Annotated in this window: 23 protein-coding genes and 3 tRNA genes; 19 read left to right on the plus strand and 7 right to left on the minus strand. The window is 39.6% G+C overall.

Features of this window, described 5'->3' with window-relative positions; genetic code table 11:
- Nucleotides 1-400: helix-turn-helix transcriptional regulator (locus tag RT269_RS07690; RefSeq protein ID WP_313181661.1), on the minus strand; the 400-nt coding region annotated here is incomplete at its 3' end.
- Between the two features lie 396 nt (nucleotides 401-796).
- Between RT269_RS07690 and RT269_RS07695 the strand changes: the two genes are divergently transcribed.
- On the plus strand, nucleotides 797-1,249 hold the full coding sequence (locus tag RT269_RS07695; RefSeq protein ID WP_313181662.1) for a GNAT family N-acetyltransferase: 453 nt from the start codon (nucleotides 797-799) through the stop codon (nucleotides 1,247-1,249).
- Between the two features lie 237 nt (nucleotides 1,250-1,486).
- Here the strand turns inward: RT269_RS07695 and RT269_RS07700 are convergent.
- A tRNA-Val gene (locus RT269_RS07700) sits at nucleotides 1,487-1,559 on the minus strand.
- A gap of 65 nt (nucleotides 1,560-1,624) precedes the next feature.
- On the minus strand, nucleotides 1,625-2,263 hold the full coding sequence (locus RT269_RS07705; protein ID WP_313181664.1) for a CatA-like O-acetyltransferase: 639 nt from the start codon (nucleotides 2,261-2,263) through the stop codon (nucleotides 1,625-1,627).
- 705 nt (nucleotides 2,264-2,968) lie between these two features.
- Here RT269_RS07705 and RT269_RS07710 point away from each other — a divergent pair.
- From RT269_RS07710 to RT269_RS07720, 3 genes are all read left to right on the plus strand, one after another.
- Nucleotides 2,969-3,442 (plus strand): MarR family transcriptional regulator, encoded by a 474-nt coding sequence (locus RT269_RS07710; protein WP_313181665.1) that lies wholly within the window; start codon nucleotides 2,969-2,971, stop codon nucleotides 3,440-3,442.
- Between the two features lie 65 nt (nucleotides 3,443-3,507).
- Complete coding sequence (locus RT269_RS07715) at nucleotides 3,508-3,753, plus strand: hypothetical protein (RefSeq protein ID WP_313181666.1); 246 nt, start codon at nucleotides 3,508-3,510, stop codon at nucleotides 3,751-3,753.
- Nucleotides 3,754-3,825: 72 nt separating this feature from the next.
- Nucleotides 3,826-4,245 (plus strand): metal-dependent transcriptional regulator, encoded by a 420-nt coding sequence (locus tag RT269_RS07720; RefSeq protein ID WP_313181667.1) that lies wholly within the window; start codon nucleotides 3,826-3,828, stop codon nucleotides 4,243-4,245.
- Between the two features lie 255 nt (nucleotides 4,246-4,500).
- Here RT269_RS07720 and RT269_RS07725 read toward each other — a convergent pair.
- Nucleotides 4,501-4,574: transfer RNA gene (locus RT269_RS07725), tRNA-Ser, on the minus strand.
- 258 nt (nucleotides 4,575-4,832) lie between these two features.
- Here RT269_RS07725 and RT269_RS07730 point away from each other — a divergent pair.
- Nucleotides 4,833-5,159, plus strand: a complete 327-nt coding sequence (locus RT269_RS07730) for a hypothetical protein (RefSeq protein ID WP_313181668.1) — start codon at nucleotides 4,833-4,835, stop codon at nucleotides 5,157-5,159.
- A gap of 341 nt (nucleotides 5,160-5,500) precedes the next feature.
- Nucleotides 5,501-6,370 (plus strand): NADAR family protein, encoded by an 870-nt coding sequence (locus tag RT269_RS07735; RefSeq protein WP_313181669.1) that lies wholly within the window; start codon nucleotides 5,501-5,503, stop codon nucleotides 6,368-6,370.
- Between the two features lie 149 nt (nucleotides 6,371-6,519).
- On the opposite strand, the gene RT269_RS07740 is transcribed toward RT269_RS07735, so the two are convergent.
- Nucleotides 6,520-6,593, minus strand: a tRNA-Pro gene (locus tag RT269_RS07740).
- Between the two features lie 129 nt (nucleotides 6,594-6,722).
- On the opposite strand from RT269_RS07740, the gene RT269_RS07745 reads away from it, so the two are divergent.
- Genes RT269_RS07745 through RT269_RS07755 form a run of 3 tightly spaced genes read left to right on the plus strand, consistent with a single transcriptional unit; the run spans nucleotide 6,723 to nucleotide 10,734 of the window.
- Nucleotides 6,723-7,514 carry an HAD family hydrolase gene (locus tag RT269_RS07745; RefSeq protein ID WP_313181670.1) on the plus strand — a complete coding sequence of 264 codons (792 nt, stop codon included), beginning with the start codon at nucleotides 6,723-6,725 and terminating at the stop codon, nucleotides 7,512-7,514.
- A 2-nt stretch (nucleotides 7,515-7,516) separates the two neighbouring features.
- A complete protein-coding gene (gene lpdA, locus RT269_RS07750) occupies nucleotides 7,517-8,950 on the plus strand; it encodes a dihydrolipoyl dehydrogenase (protein ID WP_313181671.1) in 1,434 nt (477 codons plus the stop codon).
- Nucleotides 8,947-10,734, plus strand: coding sequence for an aminopeptidase P family protein (locus tag RT269_RS07755; protein WP_313181672.1), 1,788 nt, complete (start codon nucleotides 8,947-8,949; stop codon nucleotides 10,732-10,734). The genes lpdA and RT269_RS07755 overlap by 4 nt, the downstream gene beginning before the upstream one ends.
- 26 nt (nucleotides 10,735-10,760) lie before the next feature.
- Here the strand turns inward: RT269_RS07755 and RT269_RS07760 are convergent, their stop codons facing one another.
- Nucleotides 10,761-11,099, minus strand: a complete 339-nt coding sequence (locus RT269_RS07760; protein WP_313181751.1) for a helix-turn-helix transcriptional regulator — start codon at nucleotides 11,097-11,099, stop codon at nucleotides 10,761-10,763.
- Between the two features lie 174 nt (nucleotides 11,100-11,273).
- Between RT269_RS07760 and RT269_RS07765 the strand changes: the two genes are divergently transcribed.
- Nucleotides 11,274-12,158, plus strand: a complete 885-nt coding sequence (locus RT269_RS07765; protein WP_313181673.1) for a GGDEF domain-containing protein — start codon at nucleotides 11,274-11,276, stop codon at nucleotides 12,156-12,158.
- Between the two features lie 110 nt (nucleotides 12,159-12,268).
- Here the strand turns inward: RT269_RS07765 and RT269_RS07770 are convergent, their stop codons facing one another.
- Nucleotides 12,269-12,850, minus strand: a complete 582-nt coding sequence (locus tag RT269_RS07770) for a prolyl-tRNA synthetase associated domain-containing protein (RefSeq protein ID WP_313181675.1) — start codon at nucleotides 12,848-12,850, stop codon at nucleotides 12,269-12,271.
- A 434-nt stretch (nucleotides 12,851-13,284) separates the two neighbouring features.
- Between RT269_RS07770 and RT269_RS07775 the strand changes: the two genes are divergently transcribed.
- The 9 genes from RT269_RS07775 to RT269_RS07820 all read left to right on the plus strand — a co-directional run bounded on the left by RT269_RS07775 (nucleotide 13,285) and on the right by RT269_RS07820 (nucleotide 25,656).
- Entirely contained in the window at nucleotides 13,285-13,650 is a 366-nt protein-coding gene (locus tag RT269_RS07775; protein ID WP_313181756.1) for a hypothetical protein, read from the plus strand.
- 41 nt (nucleotides 13,651-13,691) lie between these two features.
- The gene (rlmD, locus tag RT269_RS30195; RefSeq protein ID WP_313181752.1) at nucleotides 13,692-15,440 is read left to right on the plus strand and encodes a 23S rRNA (uracil(1939)-C(5))-methyltransferase RlmD; all 1,749 of its coding nucleotides are present in this window, start codon (nucleotides 13,692-13,694) and stop codon (nucleotides 15,438-15,440) included.
- 1,157 nt (nucleotides 15,441-16,597) lie between these two features.
- On the plus strand, nucleotides 16,598-18,670 hold the full coding sequence (abc-f, locus tag RT269_RS07785; protein WP_313181676.1) for a ribosomal protection-like ABC-F family protein: 2,073 nt from the start codon (nucleotides 16,598-16,600) through the stop codon (nucleotides 18,668-18,670).
- Between the two features lie 493 nt (nucleotides 18,671-19,163).
- Nucleotides 19,164-19,574 (plus strand): peptide deformylase, encoded by a 411-nt coding sequence (locus RT269_RS07790; protein WP_313181677.1) that lies wholly within the window; start codon nucleotides 19,164-19,166, stop codon nucleotides 19,572-19,574.
- A gap of 100 nt (nucleotides 19,575-19,674) precedes the next feature.
- Nucleotides 19,675-20,127, plus strand: a complete 453-nt coding sequence (locus RT269_RS07795) for a peroxiredoxin (RefSeq protein WP_313181678.1) — start codon at nucleotides 19,675-19,677, stop codon at nucleotides 20,125-20,127.
- A gap of 3 nt (nucleotides 20,128-20,130) precedes the next feature.
- The gene (gene yaaA, locus RT269_RS07800) at nucleotides 20,131-20,871 is read left to right on the plus strand and encodes a peroxide stress protein YaaA (protein WP_313181680.1); all 741 of its coding nucleotides are present in this window, start codon (nucleotides 20,131-20,133) and stop codon (nucleotides 20,869-20,871) included.
- 620 nt (nucleotides 20,872-21,491) lie between these two features.
- A complete protein-coding gene (locus tag RT269_RS07810; RefSeq protein WP_313181681.1) occupies nucleotides 21,492-22,559 on the plus strand; it encodes a methyltransferase domain-containing protein in 1,068 nt (355 codons plus the stop codon).
- Between the two features lie 281 nt (nucleotides 22,560-22,840).
- Nucleotides 22,841-24,142: an alkaline phosphatase family protein gene (locus tag RT269_RS07815; RefSeq protein WP_313181683.1), complete on the plus strand. Its 1,302-nt coding sequence runs from the start codon at nucleotides 22,841-22,843 to the stop codon at nucleotides 24,140-24,142.
- A 140-nt stretch (nucleotides 24,143-24,282) separates the two neighbouring features.
- A complete protein-coding gene (locus RT269_RS07820) occupies nucleotides 24,283-25,656 on the plus strand; it encodes an amidase family protein (protein ID WP_313181684.1) in 1,374 nt (457 codons plus the stop codon).
- Nucleotides 25,657-25,797 lie beyond the last annotated feature (141 nt).

Here is a 25,797-nt window from a genome sequence, read left to right on the forward strand (position 1 = left end):
CAGTAATCAGCGGTACATCTTCGTCAATCATTGTATAGCCGAGCAATAAATCAGGCTTCATAATCTGATTCAACCGAACTGGATTATTGCGGTATTCCTCTGGCGTTATTCCAAATGCGCTTTTGAATGTTTTTGTAAAATGCTCATGGCTATGAAAGCCATATTCAAGGGCAATATCCAGTATGCGCCTGCCCTTATCATCGAGCGTTTCACATGCCCTTGCAAGCTTGCGCATTTTAACGTACTCATTTACAGGACGCTTCACAAGGCGGGTAAACAGGCGTTGAAAATAGAATGGCGAAAGAGCGGCAATCTTTGAAAGCTCTTCCGGCGAATAGCTTTGTGCTAAATTGTCTTCAATGTGATCAAGTACCTTTTGGATTGATTCCCATGCGTGCATAATAAAACCTCCGTTATATATTATTATTTACTATGCTTTAATTCTATATAATAAATAAATTGCCCGCTTGTCTGTCAATGCTCTTTTTTGATTCGGTCCATGTAACAAAGACATATAGTTTCATCAATCAATAATATCACATTGCGATAAGTCATATCGTAATGTTAGCCTTAAGATTCATATTTGGAAAAGGTATAGAGATAAAAACAAGCGGTCAATAGATGGTAGAACTATCTCTTCTTTCATGCTATTTACCTAATCATATGAAAAAATTAATGCATCCCTTAATGCTTCTTAATCATTCTAAGAAAGAATATTAATAATTGGAATAATGAAACTATATGATGTATAATAACATGAAATAATTGTTGTGCATTCAGTTAAGGGGGAATCTATATGTTTGAGTTCCAAGATTTTGATTATTTGACCGATGGAGAAATTGATTTAAAGATTGAAGAAAAAGCACCATCTAATGAGGAAAAGGGCTATGTACCTGTATATAAATACAGAATTACATTACATAAATCAGACGATGACATAGGTTCTATTGACATTCGGATCGGGAACAATGAAAACTTGTACTACGGGGGGCATATTGGCTATATGATTAAAGAAAGTTATCGAGGAAATAGTTATGCGTCAAAGGCGTGTAAAATCATCAAAAATGTAGCGGTTGCACACGGGATGAATAGACTTATTATAACATGCAATCCAGACAACCTGCCATCCAGAAAAACCTGCGAAAAGGCAGGACTTAAACTTAAAGAAATAGTAAATTTACCACCATATAATGAGATGTACGAAAGAGGAGAGCGGCAAAAGTGCATATATGAATGGATTTTAGGATAGCTGTTATTTCAATTCATTGTATATTTTGAATTAAGGGAACTTTTTAGTGAGTTCCCTTAATAAATGGCAGATAATCAGCACTAACAGCAAATTTTGATGTAGAAAAGAAGCTTTTAAACCAGTCCCTTAAGGGGCTTATTTTATGCCAGAGAGGCCGGAAGGAGCATTTATGAGCAACATTATAAAAATAAACCCTAGTATTTACAATGAAATCTTGTATTTACCAGGGTAAAATAATGGAGACAACAGGGCTCGAACCTGCGACCCTTTACACGTCAAGCAAATGCTCTCCCAGCTGAGCTATGTCTCCATAGGAGCATTGTAACTGAAAACCTGAAAAAAGGCAAGCGAAATTCTTTCATAAATTTGAAGATTTTACAGCAGCCAATCCAGTTGATCGCACCTGCTTTGAAGCTCCATAAAAAACTTTGATACGTGGTATCCATCCATGAGGGCATGATTAGCCAGGATTGATACCGGTATCTTTAAATTTCCCTCTGACTTAAAATACTTCCCCCAGGTAATACGGGGATTGCTGTCTGCAGGAATCGGAACTGGTTGAATGATAGACGTATAGCTCACCCATGGAAGGCTGGAAAAGTAAAAGAGCTGATCTTCGTCTTTCCCGTCTGAAAGAGACTGGGATTGTCTGGCCATTTCCTGCCGCTGCTTCCCATCCTTTAGATAGGCGTCAAAGGGCAGCCGGTCGTCTGCGGTGCAGTAACAATAGTTTTCGCCTTCTAAGGCCAGAGTATAGGAAGGAATGCAATGGTCATATTCGATGATTCCATCTCCATGAATGCGGTGGCGGAATTCCGGGATAGAGTTGGCTGCCTGGGCGGACGCATAAAGGAATGTCAAATAAAAGGGCAGTTCCTTTTCTTTCATGGCGCTCATAAAATATGTAATGTCCAAATTTACAGTCATACCTACGTATGGGTAAGCGAATTTGCGGAAAAGGTTAAATTGATCTTTTCGCAGATAATGTTCCATGTCAAGATATTGATAACTCATAAAACATACCTCCTAATTTTATAAACCAATTGCGGCATAGAGCCTTAGGAAATGCGCAGGTAATATGCGCAATCATGATACAAAAAAAACCGGAAACCTTATAAAATAATAAGGAAAACCGGCATTCTTAAGTATATTGTCAATCCGAGTAACAGGATCTGAACTGTTATCCCGTACAAAAAACTGTAAATTCAAGCTTTTTTTGACGTGTGTATCATCTGTCTTCAAGCTTGTCTTCAAAATTAGTATAATAGAATAATGGAAAGGAGTCAATAGTGTCGTGTACAAACTTATCTGACTTCAAATATCTTGCTCCACAAGTAAGACACTTATAGAAATTTGGTGCTTCGTTCTTATTTAGCTAGAGTTTTGGAATTGCCGTATTTTCAGACTGCGCAATAGAAGCAACGCATCTATTATATTTTTCTTGTGCTATTTACACACACCACCTTTCTAATTAATAAAATAAACACTAACCGTAAGGACAGTGGTGCATGTTAATAGTTACAATATTTAATTTCTAAATGAAAGCACGGATTTATAGATTGTCGTATCATATGAGTCAAGTGCATTATGAAAACGTAAGATTCCTTATTCTATGCGGGATAATAAAATGCCGTTTGATATATCTCCTCCGATTTCACTATAAAAATAGCGAAGCAAAAGGTGCTTGACAAAAGTGTATAGCAACCATATACTATTAATATGGAAGAGATTAAAAACAACAAACATAAAATTGCATATGAATCTTTAGATTTGGCGTTTGCTCTAATGGAACTAGATAAAAAGACACGTTACTATGGAACGGATGTGCCAATTTTTCACTCTGAAATACATGTAATAAAGGCGATATACGAACATCCATGCATTCACGTGGGTGGTCTGGCGGATATTCTAGGCGTGACAAAAGGGGCTGTTTCGGAAATAATCAAAAAACTGGAGAGAAAGGCTCTGGTTATAAAGGAAGTTGATGAGCTGAATTTATCTAGATATTCACTGAGCCTATCGAAAAAAGGGGAAAAAGCTCATAAAATCCATATGCATTACCATGCTATTTTAAATGGTGTCGTGGAAACTGAGCTGCAAAATGCCACTGAGTCTGAATTGAATTTTTTGTCAAGCTTCTTGTTATCCCTTATAAGCAGGATTGAAAATTTCGATGAAAATATTGTTGAATAAAATTTTTGCACAAGTGTATGGTAACTATACACATTTTTATTATAATTAGGTTAGGAGTAACTAACATGAAAAAGAAAAGAATATCAGAAGCAGATATTACTACTGATAATATTGAAACTAATGAGCGGAGATATAGACAAATGCTTCAAACTAACGAGAGGATTTTCGGTGCTATTTATAATTCCTTTGCTTCGTATGCTCCCCTTGGTTTTTATCCATATGCATATTCAATGCTTCAACAATACAATCCTATTGACAACGTGGAGGAAAATAATAAAATTGAAGAACTTTTAAAAAAGCAAGATGAATAAATCATTATATCAAAGAGTAAGGAAACCATACACATTTTGCGTATGATTATCGTAAAAGGGGGATGGACAGCGGTGTATCAGAATATGCATTGTCATTCAAGAAAAAAACTTAGTCCTTCAAAGGAAAATTATTTAAAAGCTATATATAAGTTATCCGAAACAGAACAAGCAGTACGCTCAATTGATCTTGCTGTCTATTTAGGAGTTTCTAAACCAAGTGTTAATAATGCTGTGACCATATTGCAAAAGGAAGGATTAGTTATTAAACCTTTACGTGGGGAAATCTATCTCACAGATGAAGGGTATAACCAAGGGAAAATCATTATATCTAAATTTCAACTAATAAAACAATTCTTAGTTACCTGTTGTAATGTTAATGAGCGGATAGCGAGTGAAGATGCTTGTAAAATGGAGCATCTTATCAGTGACGAAACTACGTTTGCTTTAAAAAATATTTTAATTAACAATAAAGCGCCGTTCCTCAAACAATAAATAGAAGAGTGTATTTACTCTTCCGAATTATTTTACTTGTCTAATATTTTTAGACTTTCTAATCTTATTTAAATGTGCAATTGATTTCTGGATTCAGTTACATAATATTTCTTGTACTGGCTGTAAGTGTGATGCAGGTTACCTTCACTACCAAATGAATATCCTAATCGATGCAGCTCAGCACTTTCTGATTTTGTAATTTCTACGATTGTAAAAACCTTCTTTCTTAATATGTATTTCCGTAAAATACGGTAGCTGGCTAAGTAGGAATTGAACCTACGACATCCTGTTTAGCAGACAGGCGCTCTAATCGACTGAGCTATTAGCCAAGAAGATACCAATGGCAACGCTGCTAGAATTTGTAACGCTGCTATTAATTGACTGTTCCGGAGTTTGAATTAACTGATAAATTTGGTGGAACAGCGGTTATGGTGAAAGAAAAATAAAATGCTGATTTGAACCGCTTATCGTCAATTCAGAAACGGTGCAAAACACTTGGCTTCTTTTCTTTTTTAAAACCTTAAGAATATATCGATAAGGTCGATTATAAATATGTAGTATTATAAAAGGAAATGTGAGGTGATAAGATGAATGAAGAAACATTAGTATTTGGTAAAGGTATTAAAATTTGGAGCATCATCTGTATCGTTTTAAGCACACTTGCTTTAATTGTCAATTGTACGTTGGGATTTTTTGATTTGGCTGTTATAGGTGCCGCTGTCTGCGCAGCTTATATACTGTTGTTAATTAAGAAAAGAAAGATTGCTTTTTATGCCATTGTAGTTTTTACAATAATTATAATAGTTCTAAATGTGGCAATACATGATGTAGGTATTATAACCTCATTATCCGGTTTGATAAATCCTATCGTAACATTTGGCTTTCTATCAAAATACTGGAAACAGATGGAATAGGTTAATGCTCATAGGCGTACTGCCCGATCTATTTAGCAGAAGTCAGAACATACATGTCTATACCTGTGTACAGAGTAGAGAATTCAGAGAATATTGAAGCGAAGAGTAATAAGGTGATTATATAGAAGCAACTATCTAAAACGGTGGTTGCTTTTTTATTACGAGTAAAACAGTTTTTTATGAAAATACGGCTTGAGAGAGATATTTCAAAGAAGAAGTGAGAAAAAAGAAGATATTTTCATGCTCTCAGAATTGTGATAAAATAATAATAATATGACATCGGAGGCTGATGTTAAGGTAAGGGTTTTTCACTAGCCTCCAATTAGAAGGGACGATAGAAAATGCATATAAAAAAAGGTAATAAAATAATGCCTCCTCCTTGGCTGGCTTACCCAAAGATTGAACGATACTCAATTGGTTGGCGCATGGGTTATGGAGAGGATTACATGATTCGATTTTCCACTTGGTGGGATACCCTTTCCCAAGAAGAACGAACGGAGTACCAGACCTTATTTCCAGAACCAGTCACTTGGAAAGGCTGGTGGGAAGATGATGATACCAATCAAGTACTAACACATGAAGAATTTAATATTCCCTTATGGCAGCAACTTGGAGTGCCTAAATATACTCTAACACAACTCCAACAGAAGGTTGCCAATGGTAAGCGGCATGACTTATGCCTGTTTTGGGGGCACCAACCGTCAAAAGATGGAAGTATCACCAAAAGCTGTTTCAGTCAATGGTGGATAGAGGAATTCTGCTCTTTAGCTCAGAACTACTGTTGCATGGAACAATTTATGATGGAACAGAAAGCAAAACTGTTTGGAGACAAGGAAATAGGGCAACAGATTATTGAGATTCAAAATCCCAATCAAATTAAGACGCTTGGACGAAAAGTCCGAGGTTTTGATCAAGCGCTATGGGATAAGACCAAATATTCCATTGTACTTAATGGAAACTGGTGCAAATTCTACCAGAACCGAGCTTTAAGGGACTTTTTGCTATCGACTGGCGACAGTGTTTTGGTGGAAGCAAGCCCTTATGATGCGATATGGGGAATTCGACTCTCTGCTGACTCCTCTGATGCACAGAACCCGTTGAAATGGCGCGGACAAAACCTATTGGGATTTGCGTTGATGGAAGTGAGAGATGAGCTTCGCAGGATTACACAAAATGAATCCCTTTGCGATTGGAGCATGCTAGATCAGTGAATAATCTAATAACACTTTTTTATATAGAAAACAATTAAAGCAGCCTTTTCGGCTGCTTTTTAAATACAAGATTTGATCTGAAGTGAGGTGACTGCAATGTCGTTTTATTTTCCGATAATATCAAGCGATATCGAGGGAAGGAATATCAATCGGAGTAACAGGATTTGAACCTGCGACCTCTCGGCCCCCAGCCGAGCGCGCTACCAAGCTACGCCATACTCCGTTTTCTTGACACATATGGTATTATAGCAGAAAGTTTCCGATTGGTAAAGTATATTTCTTGAAAAAATTTCAAATTTAATATATTATGGTAAGGAGACGATTATATAGGAAGAAAAATAGGTGAAGATAGATGAAGCCAATTGTAAGCTTTGATGTAGATATGACACTGCTGGACCATAAAGACTGGACAATTCCTGCCAGTGCCTTGGAAACCATTGAAAAATTGAGGGAAAATTATACCATCGTACTAGCAACAGGCAGAGACATGGATTCTATTTTCAGCACTGCAATCCGGGATGAGGTAAGACCGGATGCGGTCATCCATCTCAATGGGACGAAGGTAACTGTGGGAGATAAGGTTATTTATGAACATACTTTTGATAAGGTACTTCTGAGAAATATTCTGGCCTATGCGGAGAAAACTCCTTACAGCGTTGGAACTACCGTTGGGGAATGGGATTATTATGTAAATCCCGAAGTGGTAAAAAGACATGATGCAACGCTTTGGGGAGAATGCGGAAGAAGATTTGAAGATCCCAAAAAGCTTATGGAGCTTGAAGTGAGGACCATGGCCTATATTGGAGATGAGGCTGGAGCAAAAGCCATGGAGGAGGAATTTCCGGAAATACATGTACATATGTTTGCTGATAAACGGGGAGCAGATGTGGTGGAACGGAAGGCTTCAAAAGCCATGGGCCTGATGAGGCTCTGCGAATATTATAAAATACCTCTTACGGATACAATAGCATTTGGAGACAGCATGAATGACTATGATATCATTAAAATAGCAGGCAAGGGAATTGCCATGGGCAATGCCATGACTGAATTAAAGAAAGCGGCCGATTACGTCACGGATCCTATTGATCAAGAGGGAATTAAAAATGCCTGCCTCCATTATGGAATGATCCGGCAGGAGGATTAAAAATGGCAGAACATTACGATATACTTGTGATCGGCGGAGGTCCAGGCGGATATACAGCTGCTATAAAAGCCGCTGGTCTGGGACTTAAGACCGCCATTGTAGAGAAGGAGAGACTGGGAGGAACCTGTATTAACAAAGGCTGTATTCCTACAAAGGCCTTGCTTCATGCCTCCAGTATTTTTGAAACTCTTCAAAACAGCGATGAATTCGGGGTATCCACAGATTTTATTTCTTTTGATTTTAAAAAGATGCAGAATTATAAAAAACGTTCTGTAAAAGCGTATCGCAAGGAAGTGGAGGAGCTAGTTAAAACAGCTGGGATAGACATCATTTGCGGAACAGCAACCATACGCCGGGGGCGGACCGTAGAGGTGAACGGCCTGGAAGGCAAGGATTATTATGAGGCAGATCACATCATCATTGCCACCGGGGCAAAATCGGTAATGCTAAAGATTCCGGGAGCGGACCTTCCCGGGGTGTTGACCAGTGACCGCCTGTTAGCTTCTGATACATGGAATTACGACCGCCTCACGATCATTGGCGGCGGGGTGATCGGGGTGGAGTTTGCCACCATTTTCAGCGCCCTCTGTTCCCACGTGACTATATTGGAGAGCAAAGCCCATTTATTAGGGCCTATGGACTCAGAAGTATCCCAGGCCCTGGAAGAGGAACTTAAAAGAAAAGGAATCGCGATCCATTGCAGGGCAAATGTTAAGGAGATCCGGGAGGAGTCCAATCAAGGACTGACTTGTATCTTTGAAGTGAATGGAGTAGAACAAACCATCCGCTCCGGACAGGTCCTCATGGCAGCCGGACGGGCTCCTTATCTGGATGGACTGATGGGACCGGATGTGAATCTTGAGATGGAAAATGGCCATCTGAAAGTAGATTCAGAATTCAGGACCAGTGAGCCGGGGATTTATGCCATCGGTGATGTAGTGGCTGACATCAAGCTTGCCCATGTGGCGGCCGCACAGGGGACATATGTAATAGAAAAGATTGCAGGAGTTGAACATACTACACGGCTTTCTGTGGTGCCCAACGGTATGTTTGTCAAGCTCCCTGTGGTACCGAGCTGCATTTATACGGAACCGGAAATCGCCTCTGTAGGGCTTACCAGGGAGGCGGCTATCGCCTGCAGCATGAAGGTGAGATGCGGACGCTATTCCATGAGCGGAAACGGAAAATCCATTATAGCCAGGGAGCAGAATGGATTTATCCATCTGGTATTTGAAGAATATTCCGGTACTCTTGTGGGAGCCCAGATCGTATGTCCCAGGGCAACCGATATGATCAGTGAGATGGCGACGGCTATTGCGAACGGTCTGACAGCAGAACAGCTTATGCTTGCCATGCGCGCACATCCTACCTACAGCGAAGGAATCGGTGCTGCTATAGAAAATTATTATGAAACCAAAGGAGAGATAAAGCGATGATTCAGGAAAGACTGGAACAGTTAAGAAAACTGATGGCGGAGCACCATATGGATGCTTATATGATCCCAACCTCGGATTTTCATGAATCCGAGTATGTGGGAGAATATTTTAAATGCAGGGAATTTATAACCGGATTCAGCGGATCAGCTGGTACGGCTGTAATTACGAAAGATGAAGCAGGTTTATGGACCGATGGCCGTTATTTTGTACAAGCAGGCAAGCAGCTTGAGGGGACCGGAATCACCCTGCAGAGAATGGGACAGCATGGAGTTCCTGAGATCGGGGAATATCTGGATCAGGTGCTTTTGGAAGGCGGCTGTCTGGGGTTTGACGGACGGGTGGTAAACTGCCAGCTGGGGCAGGACTTAGAAAAGCTTCTGGCCGAAAAACATGTGACCCTGGCTTATCAGGAAGACCTGGTGGATGTTTTGTGGAAAGAACGTCCGAAACAGTCGGCGGAACCGGTATGGATCCTTGAGGAAAAATACAGCGGAAAATCTTCTGCACTAAAAATAGAAGAATTAAGAAGCCAGATGAAGAAGGAAAAGGCAACCATTCATATCCTTACATCTCTGGATGACATTGCATGGCTTTTAAATATCCGCGGAAATGATGTGGAATGCAATCCGGTAGTTCTTTCCTATGCAATGATAACCCTGGACCGTGTCTATCTTTTCATCAATGAAAAGGTGTTAAAGGATGAAGTGAAAGCTTACTTAAAGGATCTTTCTGTAACAATATGCCCTTACAATGACATTTACACAGCAGTTTCACAGTTAAGAGATCAGAAGGTTCTAGTAGAAACAGGTAAGACCAATTATGCCATTGTAAAAAATCTTGACAGCTCCAACCGCATCATTGATAAAATGAACCCCACCGCCCTTTCAAAAGCCATGAAGAATCCGGTGGAAGTGGAAAATATGAGAAAAGCTCACATTAAGGATGGCGTAGCCATGGTAAAATTCATCTATTGGCTGAAACAGAATGTGGGAAAAGAAACGATCACAGAGGTCAGCGCCCAGGAGTATCTGGATCATCTGCGTTCCGAACAGGAGGCGAACCTGGGACTGAGCTTTGATACGATTTCCGCCTATGGCGCCAATGCAGCGATGTGCCATTATAAGGCCACAGCGGAAAGTGATGTGAAGATAGAGCCTAGAGGGCTTTATCTGGTGGATTCAGGCGGACAGTATTATGAAGGAACGACTGATGTGACCAGAACCATTGCAGTAGGGCCGCTGACAGAGAAAGAGAGAGAGCATTTTACTCTTACTGTTATCAGCATGCTGCGCCTGGGAGCGGTGAAATTCCTATACGGATGCCGGGGACTGACCCTGGACTATGTAGCAAGGGAACCGTTCTGGAGCCGTGGCATTAATTATGACCACGGGACCGGTCATGGAGTAGGATATCTGCTAAATGTCCATGAGCGACCCAATGGGATCCGGTGGCGCATGGTACCGGAGCGCCAGGATAACGGTGTTCTGGAGGAAGGCATGATCACTTCTGACGAGCCTGGAGTATATATTGAGGGCAGTCACGGCGTCCGTACAGAGAATCTGATCGTTAGTAAGAAGGCGGAAGAGAATGAGTATGGACAATTTATGGAATTTGAATTCCTGACCATGGTTCCTATTGATCTGGAAGCCATTGATCCCTCCATTATGACCGAACATGATGTGAAGCTGTTAAATGATTATCACAAAGCCGTTTATGAAGCCCTTTCCCCGTATTTTACAGGAGAGGAAGCAGTGTGGCTGAAAGAGAATACAAGAACTATTTAGATAATATAACCAGGCAGAACCGTAGATTATGGTTCTGCCTTTTTTTGATTGTCCGCGTTTGCTTTAAGCCGCAATAATATGGGAAAAACCGCTTCCAGATCTTCTTTGCTTAAGTTTCTCATCAACGCAGCGGCTTCCCTTAAAAGAGGCTGATCTTTTCTTTCCGTTTTAAAAAATTCTATGGGAGTAATTTCAAGATAATCGCAGATTTCAAAAAATTGTTTCATAGATGGCATGGAACGTCCTGAAGAAATTCCCTGGATATAGCTCTTATTTTTTCCCAAATCCAGGCTCATTTGATATTCTGAGATATTTTTTTTCAAGCGAAGCTCCGTGATTCGATTCCTGACAAACTGTTCATCCAACATTATCACCTCTAGGTTAATCATAAAGGATATTCTGCGCAGATGCTACGTATTGTATGCGTAATAATGGCAGAAAAACAGGTTGCATATACGGATGAAAAGCGTTATCATATACCTTATACGAATGGAAAAGAAGCGGGATGAATGATTCCGGCAGGTACAGGGGGAAGGATCATGGCAGGTAATTCAGGAAGGCGGTTCGAAAGGTGGAATTCGGTGAACGAGCATGAGTTCTTCCGTTATGATGAGACGGAGCAATTGTACAGAAATATAAACTTATTTAAAGATACGGTTTTATTTGAATATTCTTATGTAGATAAGAGACTATATCTGTCACCAAACGCCAAAGGACAGATAGATTTGCTGAATTTTGAACGTATTCTTATTAAGCATAGAAGCAATGCCCCCCAAGATGGAGAGATCCGTTCGTTTGAATTCTGTCTGGGAAAATCGGGGGAACCATATCACTGGTGCAGTTGCAAGCTAACTGCTCAATGGGAGGATCAGACAGAAAGCCCGGTCAAGCTTATTGGAAAGCTTCAGGATATTACCGGACTTAAGGCAAGGGAAGAGCAACTGTTACTCCAGTCCTTAAAGGATGGACTCACCGGTTTATACAATAAAATGGCCTTTAAATACCGGGTAGAAGAGAAATTAAAGTCCGGCGGACCAGGTTGGCTCTGCATGATCGATATAGATAATTTCAAGGAAATCAATGACTGCTTCGGCCATCTGGCCGGCGACCGGATCCTGATGCAGGTAGGCGGAATGCTCTGTGATATTTATCCGGATCCGGATCTGGTGGGCAGGGCAGGCGGAGATGAGTTTGTTGTTTTTACAACCAAAGATAACGTCCAGGAAAGAGCGGACAATCTGTTGGATCGAGTAGAAAAGATCATACCGGAAGAAAAGTGGCACGTTTCTGTCAGCATTGGAATTGCTCCCAGCACCGGAAAGCGCGGGGAGGATTATCAAAAGCTGTTTTCCAAAGCGGACCAGGCCATGTATCAGGCAAAACAGAATGGAAAAAACCGGATTGCTTTTTTTTATGAAGATTGATGATTTGGGAATTATGGTGATTGATGATTTAGGAATTATGGTGATGGATTATATAGAATGGAAAGGTAAAATGGGGCAGGAGATGTTTATCCTGTCCCATTTTATTTATGCTATTCCTGCTCGGAGGGTAAATCTACCAGTGTGTATTCACATTGGATTGCTGGGAGAAACTTATCCAGAAGATCCTCGGTTTTAAACTTTAAGCTGGAGGTATTTATGCAGGGGTGGCAGCCAAAGAATTCCTGAGATAGCACATCCTTGTCAATCAGCAGCCTGACACGGCGGTTTTTATCGTTCATAAGCCCAAGGACTGAAACAGAACCGGGGGTGATATCCAGGAATTCTTCCATGAATTCCGGTTCTGCAAAAGAGAGTCTGGCCGAGCCGATTTGCTTAGAAAGGGCAGCAGTACGGAACTTCTTTTCGCCAGGCAGCAGCAGGAGATAGAAATCAGTTTTCTGAGCATTGCGGAGAAATAAATTTTTGCAGATTTCTATTTTTAACAGCGCATCAACCTCCCGGCAGGCTTCTATGGTTGGGAGTGGGGAGTGATCTACACGCTGATAGGATATATTTAGTTTATCCAGTAGGTCATAGGTGCGGACTTCCTTGGGAAGACGTCCGGTTAAATCATTGGGACGCCCATTATAAAGGGTTTCATCCAGGTAAAAGGTATCGTTTGTATGAACCATGAGTTGCACTTCCTTTTGTCTTTTTATGATTTATTATATATGAGAGGAGAAAAAATTCAAGTATTTCTTGAATGTGTGGAAGTATTTAGTGGTTTTGGAGGTGGAGATGTATTATAATAGATGAGAATAAAAATGGAAGCTAAAGACCCGGCGGAAAGGTAGGATTGGAAGTATTTTTTGAGGAGGCCGGGATTTTATTATGTAAAGGGATTAAATTAGGAATGGATTAAAGATTTGAAAGAGATTAATAATAGGAAGAGTTTAAAGATAGGTGAGTTTAAAAATAGGAAGGTAGATTGCATATATGATAGATAACCGGTTGAAGAAAGAGAAATTCAGAAGTGATAGAATGGCAAAAGGCAGTGATAATAGGAAGATAGAGGGGAAAAAGGGTAAGGAAAGCGGCTGGAGCGGTAGTAAGACCGATAGTAGGAATGGCAGTAGGAACGGTAGCAGCATGGGTGGTAGGAGCGATAGTAAGAGAGATAGTAAGACTGATAGTAAGACCGATCGTAGGAATGGCAGTAGCATGGGTGGCAGTAGCGACAGTAAGAGCGATAGTAAGACTGACAGTAAGACCGATCGTAGGAATGGCAGTAGGAATGGTAACAGCATCGGCAGCAGGAGCGGTAGTAAGAACGATCGTAGGAATAGCGGTAGGAACGGCAACAGCACTGACAGCAGGAACGACAGTAAGACCGATCGTAGGAACGGTAATAGTATCAGCAGCAGAAGCGTCAGTAAAACCGATAGTAGGGACGGTGGTAGGAACAGCAACAGCATTGGCAGCAAAAGCGTAAGTAAGGCTGATAGTAGGAATGGCGGTAGGAACAGTAACAACATCGACAGCAGGAACGGCAACAACGCGGGCGGCAGTAAGTCCAATAGTAGGAACAGCGGCAGGAATGACTATGGCACTGACAGCAGGGACAGCGGTAGGACTGGCTATGGCACTGACAGCAGGGACAGAGGCAGGACTGGCTATAGCACTGACAGCAGGGACAGAGGCAGGACTGGCTATGGCACTGACAGCAGGAACAGTGGTAGGAACAGCTATAGCACTGACAGCAGGAACAGTGGTAGGAATGACTATGGCACTGACAGCAGGAACAGCGGCAGGAATGGCTATGGCACTGACAGCAGGAACAGCGGTAGGAATGGCTATGGCACTGACAGCAGGAACAGCGGCAAGAACGGCTATAGCACTGACCGCAGGAACAGCGGCAGGAACGGCTATAGCACTGACCGCAGGGACAGCAGCAAGAACGGCTATAGCACTGACAGCAGGGACAGCGGCAAGAACGGCTATGGCACTGATAGCAGGAACGGCGGCAGGAACGGCTATAGCGCTGACAGTAGGAACAACAGCAGGAACGACAGTAGTATTGGCAGTAAGAAAGGGCATAGTGGAAATATGCCTAATAGGACAAGTAGAGAAAAAAGATCCTCATCCAAATGTCCGGTATCCCGTATATGCGGAGGTTGTCAGCTTTTGGACATGCCTTATGAAAAACAGTTGGAACAGAAACAGAAATATCTGGAAAAATTGCTGAAGCCATATTGCCACGTTGCGCCGATTATTGGGATGGAGAATCCTAATCATTATCGCAATAAGGTTCATGCAGTATTTGACCATGACAAAAAAGGAAATCCGGTCTCAGGCGTATATGAGGCGAACTCCCATAGAGTTGTTCCGGTAGAAAACTGTATGATCGAGGACCAGAAGGCGGATGAGATTATCGGGACTATTCGAGGTATGTTGAAGTCCTTTAAGATACGTACCTATGATGAGGATTCGGGGTATGGATTATTGCGTCACGTACTGATACGAAGGGGATTTACCACAGGAGAGGTCATGGTTGTTCTGGTGACCGCCTCACCGATTTTTCCTTCCAAGAATAATTTTGTGAAAGCGCTGAGGGAGAAACATCCGGAGATCACTACAATTATACAGAATGTAAACGGCAGGGAAACAAGCATGGTGCTGGGAGATAAGGAACATGTGCTGTATGGGAAAGGATACATTGAGGACATTCTGTGTGGCTGCCGTTTCCATATTTCTTCCAAATCTTTTTATCAGGTAAATCCGGTGCAAACGGAGATTCTCTATAATAAAGCCATTAAGGCCGCAGGGCTCACTGGTAAGGAACGAGTAGTTGATGCTTATTGCGGGATTGGTACCATAGGTATCGTTGCCAGCAAGTATGCAAAGGAGGTTATTGGGGTTGAGCTAAACCGGGATGCTGTAAGGGATGCAGTGGAAAATGCCAAGATCAACGGTATTAAGAATGTCAAGTTCTTCTGTAATGATGCGGGAAAATTTATGGTAAATATGGCGGAAAACGGAGAGCATGTGGATGTAGTGTTTATGGATCCGCCTAGGAGCGGAAGCACGGAGGAATTTATTGATTCCGTAGCGAAAATGAAACCGGATAAGGTTGTTTATGTGTCTTGCGGGCCGGAGACGCTGGCAAGGGATTTGGAGTATTTTAAAAAGAAAGGGTATGAGGCGAAAATGGGATGGGGTGTGGATTTGTTTCCAGCGACCGAGCATTGTGAGATTTGCGTCGAAATTTGTCGCACAAAATAACAAACGATAATGTGCGCTATAGCCTCTATATGGTAAAATAAAAGGTAGCTACAATTAATTAATTTCTAAGGAATTGATGTTACTTGAAAATAGTGGTTTGAATTTCTGCTTATGCCGATAAAGATTTACATCTTAAACAGATGTAATCAAAGCAAATGCATAGAATATATTGAAAAAGTATTGACTCCCAGAATTTTTACATAATGTTCTGGGAGTCTGTTTTTTTAGGTTTCATTATCTTGTGAAAATATGTGTATGACCTCTGTACACACATATTAACGTAACTGTGGAGAAAATTCGAAATGGCACATTCTCTTTTAATCTTGGCACATTCTTATTTCTCAATGATTTTTGAGGTATCTGATTGCATCTACCAGGTGGTATAATTTTCTTATCAAAAATATGGGAAGTGATACCTGTGGTAAAATAGGTTACTTAAAAGGTTGGAATAGAAAATAAATTAATTAACATCAATTAGAGATAAAGTTGTGGAGTTGGAGAATAATATGGAAAAAAAGCATACCTTGCTTGAACTGCATGATTCTCCCAAGGTCCCCATGGTTTAGGATTAGGTGAGGCTGAACCTACGGTAGCAATCTGGCCAAAACTTTGTGAAAATTGGCTTCAAGGATTATAGTATTCCGTTTATTAATTTCAAACTCGGAATGGTTAGTTCAAACAACAGAAATAGTATCACGGTGAGTCATTGGAGAATTAAGCGTGGGGGAATATGGAGTATCTTAATAGACTTTTGCTTTATATTTGTTTTATTAATACCATATATTGCCCCCCATGTATAGAACAGAAAAAACCAGAAAAACACCTTGACGGGATATGTGTTTTCGCTTATTATAAAGGAAATATAGTATCTTTAAACTAGGAAAGGTAATAACAAATATGAACTCGATACTTAAATGGGTAAAATTGGAATCTATTATGATCGCAATATTTCAAGTTAAGGCTAGAAGTGCGTCCAAATTTAATAGATTCAAAGTTAACCATATAAGGTTTTTGGAGTATTCAGATTAATATCATTTGATATTACGGTGATAATTAAAAATTAGCAACCCAAAGCTTATTGGCTTTGGTTTTTTTTCGTTCATTTTTAAGTAAAGTGTAATGTCAGAGTTTAATTATAAGAAAGGTCAGGTAGAGTCATGATAGAATTAAGTATTAATAATTTAACGAAATTTTATGGAGCGAACAAGATATTTGAAACGATATGCTTTGAGGTGAAAACTGGGGAGAGGATTGGGTTAATTGGTAAGAATGGGTGTGGGAAGACTACAATTATGAAGATTATTATGGGCAGGTTTAAGGAAAGTAACTTAAATTTACAAGGGCGGTTTGAGGATACCGGGCAAGTGCAGGTTGGGGAAGCTTCGTATGGGGAGGAGGTTTCAGAAGATTATCAGGCAGGAGAGGTAAATCTTCGTAAAGGGATTAAGGTAGGGTATTTAAATCAGATACCTGTTTACAGTGAGGATACCAAAGCGATTGATGTAATCCGCATGGCTTTTCAAAAAGTCTTTGATTTGAAGAGACGGTTATCAGAGCTTGAAGGGGTGTTTCAGACTTCTTCGGGTGAGAAGCTTGAAAAAGCGCTGTTAAGTTACGGACGGCTCGCGGAGGAGTATGAGATAGCCGGTGGATATGAGCTGGAAACGAAGATTAACAAGATTACAGAAGGACTTAAAATTAATGATATTTTAAAGCAACTGCCATTTCACAGTTTAAGCGGCGGAGAAAAAACCAGAGTGATTTTGGCGAAGATACTTCTTGAGGAGCCAGATATTCTGCTTCTTGACGAACCTACCAACCATCTGGACTTAGAAACCACAGAATGGCTGGAGGGCTTTTTAAAGGATTATAAAGGTTCTGTTCTGATTATATCCCATGACAGATATTTTCTGGATAATGTTGCTATGAAAATCGTGGAGTTAGAGTTTAGCCGGGCTAATATTTACATGGGGAATTATAGTTATTATGTACTGGAAAAAGAGAGACGGTTCTTAATTGACTATAGGAATTATATCAACCAGCAGAAAAAGATCGAACAGATGGAAAAACAGATTGAGCGTTACCGTATCTGGGGAAATATGAGAGACAGTGAAACGATGTTTAAACGGGCAAAGGAGTTGGAAAAACGTCTGGAAAAGATTGAAGTATTGGATAAACCGGTCCTTGAAGGCAGGAAGGTGCGCCTTAATCAGGATAGCGCAAACCGTTCCGGAAAAATGGTATTAGAAACCAAACACTTAAGTAAAAGTTTTGGTGATACGGTATTACTAAAAGACATTGATATGAAAGTTTATTATCAGGATAGTGCCTGCATTATCGGGAAAAACGGCTGCGGCAAATCTACCCTGCTTAAGCTGATATTAGGAGAATTAAAACCAGATTACGGTACGGTAAAAATTGGTGCTCAGGTTAAAATCGGTTATCTGCCTCAACAGGTTGTTTTTGAAGATGAAGAGCAGACCATACTTGAGTACTTTTCTGGTCTTCACAATATTACTTATGAAGCTGCCAGAAGCCAGCTAGCAAGAGTATTATTCTTTAAAGATGATGTCCATAAGAAAATAAGATTCTTATCCGGTGGGGAGAAGAGCCGGTTAAGGTTATGTTCTTTAACCTTTGAAAAAGTGAATTTTATGATTCTGGATGAGCCTACCAATCATTTGGATATTGATTCCAGGGAAGTGCTGGAGGAAACTTTAACCGCATTTGAAGGAACCCTGCTATTTGTATCCCATGACCGGTATTTTATAAATAAAGTTGCAGGTAAAATCATCTCATTTGAAAATAACCATCTTATTACTTATCCGGGAGATTATACGTATTATCAGGAAGAATTGCAAAAGGCGGGAAAATTTGAGGACCAGTCAAACGAAAAGGCTAGGGGTCTAAGCAACTTGTTAAAGGTTTATGAAGATGATAAGCGTTATAGGAAGGAACAGTCCCAAAAGCCATATGAAAAAAAGCCTTCCATTGGGGTAGAAGTGAATCAATACAGCAGAACGGATAACAAATCCAGGAAGTTGAATACGCAAAAGTCAGATATTCTTGAGAATGAGATTGAAGCCATAGAAACTGCATTAAAAGCATTGGAACAAGAGATAAATAATAATAATTCCAATTTCGAATATTTACAGGAACTATTCTTAAAAAAAGAAACTATGGAAAAAGAACTGAATTTCGCTTATGATAAATGGGAGAACTGTCAGTAATACAGAAAAATTATCACCTAATTTTCGGTGAAGGAAATATTAATTTACTTGAAAAGCTTAATATTGTCAGGCGTAATCATTGCAGGTGTGTGATTGAAACAAAAACGGTTGCATCTTTGCAGGAGTCATTAAATTGGTTGGTAACCCATTGGAGCAATAAGTAAATGCAAGTAGATAAGCTCAAGGCGCCAACGGGTCTCTTTTTTTCTATAAGTATTAGTCAATTTAATGTCTACGCCAAGGCCAAAATGCGTCTTTCAGGAATCTGCATTACTGCCTCAACACATGTGGAGGTAATACTCTGTTGCAGAAAGCCTGAGGCAGAAGTACAGAAAAGTTAACCAATTTGACATATTAAAACGGATAAGTAAATAATACAGCAAATAAAGATAGGCATTAGTGTAATTGTACCGTAGGGTAAATATACGTTAATGTCTTGGGGGTAGAATGCTCTGAAATACAACTATCTTGAGCAAATGAAAGAAGGTTTGTAATGATTAGATCAGTAATGAAGGATGTCATTTTTCTGAGTCAGAAGTCAGAACCGGCAACGGAAGCGGACAAGCAGGTGGTTCGGGATTTGCTTGATACTTTAAAAGCGAATGAAGTAGGTTGTGTAGGACTGGCGGCTAACATGATTGGTGTCAAGAAGAGAATAATAGCAGTGAATATGGGTTTTGCTAATATTGCTATGATTAATCCGGTGATTGTGAAGAAGTCTGGTGCGTACGAGACGGAGGAAGGCTGTCTTTCTTTGGTTGGAGTTCGCAAGACCACCAGATATATGGATATCGAGGTAGAGTTTCAGGATATTAATTTCAATAAACAGTGCCAGAAGTATTCCGGATGGATTGCACAGATTATACAACATGAAATCGACCACTGCGATGGCATAGTGATATAGAAGTATAGGAATTGATGGAAGTTGTAATAGTGAAATGAATACTAAAAAGGCGGAATAGAAGGATTTAATGCTTAACAGAAGAATCAGGAGGTAAGATTATATGGTACAGGCAGGAACAAAAGCACCAGCATTTTCATTTTCGGATCAGAATGGATTGATGCACACGTTGGAGGAGTACAAGGGTAGGAAGGTTATTTTATATTTCTATCCAAAGGACAATACTCCGGGCTGCGCCAAGCAGGCTTGCAACTTTGGAAAGTTGTATCCGCAGTTTCAGGAAAAGGGAGCTGTGGTTCTTGGGATGAGTAAAGACAGTGTGGCATCTCATAAAAAATTCGAGGAAAAGTATGGACTACCATTTACATTGCTTTTTGATACGAAACTTACCTGTATTCAGGCATATGGTGTCTGGCAGGAAAAAATGAATTATGGTAAGGTTAGCATGGGAGTGGTTCGAACCACATATCTCATCGATGAAGATGGAATAATTCTAAATGCTTTTGGCAAAGTGAAGGCAGAGGAGAATCCGGCACAAATGCTGGCGCAATTTTAGGATATGAAGATAATAATTTCTCCGGCAAAGAAGATGATTGAGGATGCGGATTCCATTGAGGTTACCGGAATGCCCGGATTTATTAATGATGCTAAAATATTGATGCATGAAATGAAGGCCTTGTCCTTATCAGAGGGAAAAGCTTTGTGGAAATGCAATGATAAATTGGCAGAATTAAACTATAAGCGCTTCAAAGATATGGATTTGATGCATAGACTAACACCGGCAGTAATAGCATATGAGGGCTTGCAGTATCAGCATATGGCTCCGAAAGTGCTTACAACTAGGGCACTTTCGTACCTATCAGATCATTTGCGGGTTTTGTCAGGCTTCTATGGTGTACTCAAGCCCTTTGATGGGGTAACGCCATATCGACTAGAAATGCAGGCAAAGCTATCCGTGAATGATTGTAAAGATTTATATGATTTCTGGGGAGAACGGTTGTATCATAGTCTAGTGGACGATGACAGAATTATCCTTAACTTGGCTTCTAAGGAATACTCACAATGCATCGAGAAATATATCACACCGAAGGATCGATTTATTACGATTGAGTTTGGTGAGCTAGTGGAAGGGAAAGTGAAGCAAAAGGGAACAATATCTAAGATGGCTCGTGGTGATATGGTGCGGTTCATGGCAGAGAATAATATCTCTGATCTGAATGGTCTCAAGGATTTCAAGGAGCTAGGATTTACTTATTGCAAGGAGCTTTCCAGCAACTCAAAATACGTATTCATAATGTGAGGCGAGAGGTTGTCGTGAGAACATACCTGTTTGGGCTTCATGGCAATATGAGAATATCGGAAGACGTCCAACGGGGGCACTGGAACCGGATAAGAGGCGAGATTAGTAATTGGTACAAGACACTTTGTATCTCAAAAGACAAAATAAGATTTAGTTCACTAAGAGAGCAAGGCAAAGATAATAATCGGAACCTTGCTTTCTTAGTGTGATTTTGATTTGGGAGATAATTTTAAAGCATTAGTAATGTACATATCGAAAAGGGTAAGGCTTCTGCCAATGGATAACCATACTTTCTGGCATCATTATTGTAACGTCGAGACATATGGAGACGGTTATTCTGTTGTCCCAATAAAAACCAAAAGATAGAATTGAAGCTGACTTGGATTTGGGCGAGTTGGATGCAACAAGTGTTGAATCAAAAGCCATTTATGTCAGAGGAGGCAAGACGACCACAGTGTCTGGAGGAGAAAGAAAAGGCGATTTCGGAAGCGTCGAAGCATTTTAGGATTGTAGCTAATTGAAAAGCTTTCTATAGTAATTTCTATATAAATTCTACGATTCGTGGGTGTGATTTTATGAGTGATTGAAATATAATATCCTCAAAGAAAGGCGGTGTCGGTTTGAATCAAGTTAAAATCGGAAGATTTATTGCAAAAATGAGAAAACAGCAGAATTTGACTCAGTGTGAATTAGCTGATACTCTTGGAATTAGCAATAAAACTGTAAGTAAATGGGAATGTGGAAACGGAATGCCTGAATTGTCCCTTATGATGCCGATTTGTGAAATTCTCAAAATCAATCTTAACGAGCTATTTTCAGGAGAAAAGCTGACCGATGCAGACTACAAAAAGAAAGCAGAGGAAAATATAATGAAGCTTATAGAAGAATCGGAGAAAATGAAAAAGAACATTGTCGGTGGTAAAGTTTTAGGTAAGGTGGCTAATATTGATATGAATGTGAGCGAAGCCCATAAAACTAATATGGAGTTTTGGAATACAATAGGTAGTGAGTTTTTGGGTGTAACAGCGTTACCAAAGTGGGGAGGTTATTTACCATCAGAGGAGAAGTTGAACTTACTTGGAGATTTGTCAGATAAAAGTGTGCTCGAAATCGGCTGCGGTAATGGTCACTCCTTAAGATATGTTGCAGATTTAGGGGCAACTGATTTATGGGGATTAGATATATCTGAAAATCAAATTGAAAGAACTGAAAATTATCTTCAAACCCAGGGAATCAGTGCTAAACTAATTTGTTCACCTATGGAGGATGAATGTGGATTACCAATTGATTATTTCGATTTGGTTTATTCCGTTTATGGAATTGGTTGGACAACAAGCTTGGACAAAACCTTTAAGCGCATTCATTCTTATTTGAAAAAAGATGGAGTGTTCGTTTTCGGTTGGTCACATCCTATTCATAAATGTGTATCAGTTGAAGATGGCAAACTTGTTTTTAGTAATTCTTATTTTAATGAAGAATGGTATTGTGGTGATATGAGCGACAAAGAAATTATGCTCTCTAATCGTAAGATGAGTACATATATTAACTCTTTAGCCGGAAATGGTTTTATTGTTGAAGAACTTATTGAAGAAACTGACAAAGAAAAAGCAATGGCATCAGATAATGATTTTGGCAGAAAAGCATTAATGTTGCCAACGGCTTTTGCCATTAAGGCCAGAAAATTGTAGGATCGGGGGAATACATTTCTTTGGATAGAATATGTGAATATTATTATGGAACCTTGTTAATAGATAACTAAATATGTCAAAACAAAAGTTGTGTGATTTTGTCATTTGCTGATAAATTACCAAAAGATATAGAGCGTTACCGTATCATGACCACGAAGCCAAACGGAATAGTTACAAATTCCTAAGTAATATGATACAATATAGTAAATGATTCAGGGGGTAAGTTTTAAGGGAGCAATGGAAATAAGATAAATAAGATGAAAGATGATGGAGCTGGAAAAATGAGCAAAGGAAAAGCAAAGCATTTGGTAGTGATCTCCTATGATGCATTTTCTGAAGATAACTGGCAAAAGGCAAGTCGGCTTCCCAACCTTTCCCGATTAATAAAAAGCGGAGCATTCAGTACAAAATTAAAAAGCGTCTATCCGACTCTTACCTATGTAGTGCATACCACTATGGTGACCGGAGTTTATCCGGATAAGCATGGAATCTACCATAATACCCCTCTCCAGCCTTTCATTGATGAAGAAGAACAGGCGTGGTTCTGGTTTAAAAAGGATATCAAGGCACCTGCTGTGTATGATGCTTTGAGAAATTGTGAAATGAAATCAGCCGGAATCCTGTGGCCTGTTACCGGAAAGGCCTCCATTCGCTATAATCTTCCGGAGATAAAGGCAATCGGACGTGAGAATCAATCTCTTAAGATCTTAAAAAATGGAAGTCCATTTTTTTGCATGGGGCTTGAGAAAAAATATGGAAAATCAAGAAAAGGGATTGAACAGCCTTACCTGGATGATTTTACAGCTATGTGCGGAAAAGACACCATTTTAAGAAAAAAACCGGAACTTCTGATGATGCATTTCATTGAACTGGACGATGCGAAGCATCATTATGGGACAGACAGTCCTGAGATCGACAAGGTTCTGATCCGGATGGATGAACGAATCGGTAAGATTATCGAGGCAGTTCGGGAGGCAGGCATTTTTGAGGAAACGGTTTTTCTGGTGTTGGGAGATCATGGGCAGAAAACTGTAAGGTACAAGGTAAAGCTGAATCAATTGTTAAAAGAAGAAGGCCTTATTTATGAAGAAAAAGGGAAAATGTTTTGGAGAGCCTATATACAATCTACAGGAGGGTCTGCCTATTTGCACTTAAAGGAAAATGACGAGGAAGCGAAGCAGCGTGCACTACAGATTCTTCTAAAAGCGGCAGAAGATAAGAATTTAGGTATTGAGAGGATCTATACCAGAGAAGAACTGGAACGTTTTCATGCGTTCCCGGTTTCGGGGTATATGCTGGAAGCAAAGACTGGTTACTGTTTTGATGACAGTCTTACCGGGTTCCTTGTGACTGACTTGGAGAAAGAGAATAGAAAGTATGCAACTCATGGGTATTCACCAGAGAAACCAGAGTATCGATGTTGCTTTGTAGTATCAGGAAATTGTATTAAGAAAGAATACCAGTTGGAAGAAATCCAGATGGTAGATATAGCTCCTACGATTGCAGCAATTCTCGGCATTGATTTTGGACCTTGTGACGGCAGAGTGTTGGATGAGATATTCAGAATAAATACAAAATCGTAAAACACTTGGGAAGAAATAAGCTTTATAGTACTTATCTGCTGACATTACTATGAATAAATCGAAATATATAGGAAGATAATAGTAAAGATAAAACTATTATTGATACATGAGAGAATGTCAAATAGATGCAGGAGATTAATATGGCAGCCAAAATAAATTTAAGCGAAATAACAATAACTGAATTAAGTAAGATAATAAAAAATAAGACTTTCTCTATAAAAGAGATTGTTTCACAATATTTAGAGCAAATTGACTCTTACGACAAAGGTTTTAATGGATTAAATTCTATTCTTGAGATAAATTCTGATGTTATAACAATAGCAGAGGAGCTTGATGAAAGAAATAATGATGATTCTGGTTTGCTTTATGGGGTACCTATTCTTTTAAAAGATAATATAAATACAGCAGATTGCTTGCACACATCCGCAGGGTCACTGGCATTGGCAGATTCAAGTCCAGAAACGGACGCTGAGATTGTTAAAATTTTGAGAAAAAAAGGTGCTGTTATTCTTGGCAAAACAAATATGACTGAATTTGCCAATTATATGACGAAAGGAATGCCAAACGGATATAGCTCCAAAGGAGGAATTGTAAAATCACCATACGTTTTAGGTGAAAACCCGGCAGGTTCTAGCACCGGTTCAGGAGTTGCAGTAGCAGCTAATTTATGTACGGCAGCTTTGGGTACGGATACCTCTGGCTCTATCATATCCCCCGGTTTAAAGAATGGTATTGTAGGGTATCGTCCAGGTAAGGGTAATTTGAGCATAAAAGGCATTATACCGATAAGCTTTTCTCTTGATATGGTTGGTCCCATGACAAGAACTGTTAAAGATGCAATCATTATTTTTAATGAAATATCAGCTAATAAAATACATTTTGCAGAAAAAACAAATCTTAAAGGTACTGTAATAGGAATTGATCAATCTGCCATAGATAATATGTCGCAGGAAGAAGAAAAGAAGGCTAATGGCGTTTTAGATAAGTTAAAGGAAGCTGGGGCGATCTTAAAACGAATACATCTCGAAACAATTCCTAATAAAAAGATGGATAATATTAAGAAGTATGAGTTTAAGCATGCTATGAATCAATATTTAGCTGAGTTACCACTGGATTATAAAATAAAAAATTTAAAGGAAATAATTGAATTTAACAATATTCATAAAGAAGAAACATTAAGATATGGTCAAACATTATTAGAAGATGCCCAGAATAATACCTCTGGTGAAATGACAGAATCTATTTATCTGGATACGTTAAAAGATATAGAGTTCACTAAACTATATATGAAAGATCAGCTAAAGGATGTAAATGTGTGTATTGTATTTAAAGATCACCCAATTGTTCAATATACAGGTTTACCTGCGATTACAGTACCCTGCGGGCTATATAATGATGGAATGCCTTTTGGTATAAATATCATCGCTCAAACTGATGAAGAACTATTAAACACAGCTTATGCAATAGAACAAATCGCAGGCAGAAGAGTTAAACCTAAATTTATTGGATATTAAGTAAGCTGTGATTATACTGAAAACTGCTAAGACTAAAATTAGACATTAGAAAATAAGAGTGGAGGTATAGCGGCCTGATTGCTTGCGATAAAGCCGCAAGTTATGTTGGAACAGTGGCTGCGATGGAGGTTCAATCAAATC

This window comes from Lacrimispora sp. (assembly GCF_032078915.1).
Classification (GTDB): domain Bacteria; phylum Bacillota; class Clostridia; order Lachnospirales; family Lachnospiraceae; genus Lacrimispora.

Bases quoted from the DNA above. Each gene is read 5' to 3' on its own strand.
- RT269_RS07775 (WP_313181756.1), top strand. From the start codon at position 13,285: ATGGCAGTAGGAACGGTAGCAGCATGGGTGGTAGGAGCGATAGTAAGA.
- RT269_RS07815 (WP_313181683.1), top strand. From the start codon at position 22,841: ATGAGCAAAGGAAAAGCAAAGCATTTGGTAGTGATCTCCTATGATGCA.
- RT269_RS07735 (WP_313181669.1), top strand. From the start codon at position 5,501: ATGCATATAAAAAAAGGTAATAAAATAATGCCTCCTCCTTGGCTGGCT.
- RT269_RS07755 (WP_313181672.1), top strand. From the start codon at position 8,947: ATGATTCAGGAAAGACTGGAACAGTTAAGAAAACTGATGGCGGAGCAC.
- RT269_RS07790 (WP_313181677.1), top strand. From the start codon at position 19,164: ATGATTAGATCAGTAATGAAGGATGTCATTTTTCTGAGTCAGAAGTCA.
- RT269_RS07820 (WP_313181684.1), top strand. From the start codon at position 24,283: ATGGCAGCCAAAATAAATTTAAGCGAAATAACAATAACTGAATTAAGT.
- RT269_RS07730 (WP_313181668.1), top strand. From the start codon at position 4,833: ATGAATGAAGAAACATTAGTATTTGGTAAAGGTATTAAAATTTGGAGC.
- lpdA (WP_313181671.1), top strand. From the start codon at position 7,517: ATGGCAGAACATTACGATATACTTGTGATCGGCGGAGGTCCAGGCGGA.
- RT269_RS07705 (WP_313181664.1), bottom strand. From the start codon at position 2,263: ATGAGTTATCAATATCTTGACATGGAACATTATCTGCGAAAAGATCAA.
- RT269_RS07795 (WP_313181678.1), top strand. From the start codon at position 19,675: ATGGTACAGGCAGGAACAAAAGCACCAGCATTTTCATTTTCGGATCAG.
- RT269_RS07715 (WP_313181666.1), top strand. From the start codon at position 3,508: ATGAAAAAGAAAAGAATATCAGAAGCAGATATTACTACTGATAATATT.
- RT269_RS07770 (WP_313181675.1), bottom strand. From the start codon at position 12,850: ATGGTTCATACAAACGATACCTTTTACCTGGATGAAACCCTTTATAAT.
- abc-f (WP_313181676.1), top strand. From the start codon at position 16,598: ATGATAGAATTAAGTATTAATAATTTAACGAAATTTTATGGAGCGAAC.
- yaaA (WP_313181680.1), top strand. From the start codon at position 20,131: ATGAAGATAATAATTTCTCCGGCAAAGAAGATGATTGAGGATGCGGAT.
- RT269_RS07765 (WP_313181673.1), top strand. From the start codon at position 11,274: ATGGCAGGTAATTCAGGAAGGCGGTTCGAAAGGTGGAATTCGGTGAAC.
- RT269_RS07695 (WP_313181662.1), top strand. From the start codon at position 797: ATGTTTGAGTTCCAAGATTTTGATTATTTGACCGATGGAGAAATTGAT.
- RT269_RS07745 (WP_313181670.1), top strand. From the start codon at position 6,723: ATGAAGCCAATTGTAAGCTTTGATGTAGATATGACACTGCTGGACCAT.
- RT269_RS07710 (WP_313181665.1), top strand. From the start codon at position 2,969: ATGGAAGAGATTAAAAACAACAAACATAAAATTGCATATGAATCTTTA.